Consider the following 1,839-nt stretch of genomic DNA (forward strand, 5'->3'; position numbering starts at 1 on the left):
CCTTGGCCAGCGTGATCAGCGGCTCGACGACGCGGCGCAGTTCCTTGGCCTTGGGCAGGGTGGTCTTGATGGCCTCGTGCGTGAGCAGCGAGTTGGCCATGTTGCGCAGCATCGCGAGGCGGTGCTCGGACGTGCGGTTGAGCTTGCGGAGGCCGTGACGGTGACGCATGGTGAAGTCCTTGCTACTTGCTTTGTCTAACGAATGCCGCCAGCCGGATCAGGTACTGGCGGGTGCGCCTGGCCGCGGACGGCCGGGTCGGCTTGATATCGGCTTAGCGCTTGTCCAGGCCCTGCGGCGGCCAGTTCTCCAGCCGGCCACCGAGCGTCAGTCCGCGCGAGGCCAGCACTTCCTTGATCTCGTTGAGCGACTTGCGACCCAGGTTCGGCGTCTTCAGCAGCTCGGTCTCGGTGCGCTGGATCAGATCGCCGATGTAGTAGATGTTCTCGGCCTTCAGGCAATTGGCCGAACGCACGGTGAGTTCGAGCTCGTCGACCGGGCGCAGCAGGATCGGGTCGAACTGCGTGCTGCGCTGGACCGCCGGCTGGTCGAAGATGTCGCCGACCTGGCCTTCGAGCTGCGCGAACACCGCGAGCTGCTCGACCAGGATCTTGGCCGATGCGCGGATGGCCTCTTCCGGCGTGATGGCGCCGTTGGTCTCGATCTCCATCACCAGCTTGTCGAGGTCGGTGCGCTGCTCGACGCGAGCGCTCTCGACCGTGTAGCTGACGCGCTTGACCGGCGAGAACGACGCATCCAGCACGATCCGGCCGATCGACTTGGTCGGCTCGTCGCCGAAGCGACGCAGGTTGCCCGGCACGTAGCCGCGGCCCTTCTCGACCTTGATCTGCATGTCCAGCTTGCCGCCTTGCGACAAGTGGGTGATCACGTGGTCGGGGTTGATGATCTCGACGTCGTGCGGCGTCTGGATGTCACCCGCCTTGACCGGGCCTTCGCCTTCCTTGCGCAGCACCAGCGTGACCTCGTCGCGGTTGTGCAGACGGAAGACCACGCCCTTGAGGTTGAGCATCACATGGACCACGTCCTCCTGGACGCCGTCGATGGCCGAGTACTCGTGCAGCACGCCGGCGATCGTGACCTCGGTGGGCGCGTAGCCGACCATCGACGACAGCAGCACGCGGCGCAGGGCGTTGCCCAGCGTGTGACCGTAGCCGCGCTCGAAGGGCTCGAGCGTGACCTTGGCGCGGTGGGCGCCCTTGGCGGCGCTCAGCGGCTCGACGTTGATGGCTTTGGGCTTCAGCAGATTGGTTTGCATCAGGTCTTCCTGTCACTACCCTCGGCTCGTTACACCGATAAGGCTGATGGAGCACCGGGAGCACCGCCTTGCGACAGTGCTGGCCCCGGACCGGGAAAGCGTCGACGCGGCGCGCGGAGCGGCCCTTCGGGCCCACCGCCGCGCCGCGCGAAAGTCAGCGCGAATACAGTTCGACGATCAGCGATTCGTTGATGTCGGAGCCGAACTCGTCGCGGTCCGGCGTCTTCTTGAAAACGCCCTCGAGCTTGCTGGCGTCGACCTGCACCCAGGCCGGCATGCCCAGGGACTCGGCGAGCTTGACCGACTCGGTCACGCGCAGCTGCTTCTTGGCCTTCTCGCGCACCGCGACCACGTCGCCGATCTTGACGAGGTAGGACGAGATGTTGACGACCTCGCCGTTGACCGTGATGCCCTTGTGCGAGACCAGTTGACGCGCTTCGGCGCGCGTCGAGCCGAAGCCCATGCGGTAGACCACGTTGTCCAGCCGCGACTCGAGGATCAGCAGCAGGTTCGCGCCGGTGTTGCCCTTGCGGCGCTCGGCCTCGGCGAAGTAGCGGCGGAACTG

Annotated in this window: 3 protein-coding genes; all 3 read right to left on the reverse strand. The window is 66.0% G+C overall.

Translation table 11 applies throughout. The features are described 5' to 3' along the window. The coding region (locus tag QZV97_RS20840; protein ID WP_295647337.1) for a L17 family ribosomal protein at positions 1–169 on the reverse strand (169 nt) is incomplete at its 3' end. Between the two features lie 103 nt (positions 170–272). Further along, the gene (gene rpoA, locus QZV97_RS20845; protein ID WP_295647333.1) at positions 273–1,274 is read right to left on the reverse strand and encodes a DNA-directed RNA polymerase subunit alpha; all 1,002 of its coding nucleotides are present in this window, start codon (positions 1,272–1,274) and stop codon (positions 273–275) included. Positions 1,275–1,428: 154 nt separating this feature from the next. After that, positions 1,429–1,839 (reverse strand): 30S ribosomal protein S4 (rpsD, locus tag QZV97_RS20850; RefSeq protein WP_295647335.1); only part of this gene is annotated, 411 nt, incomplete at its 5' end.

Origin of the sequence: uncultured Methylibium sp. (assembly GCF_902826655.1) — a bacterium.
Lineage (GTDB): Bacteria > Pseudomonadota > Gammaproteobacteria > Burkholderiales > Burkholderiaceae_C > Methylibium.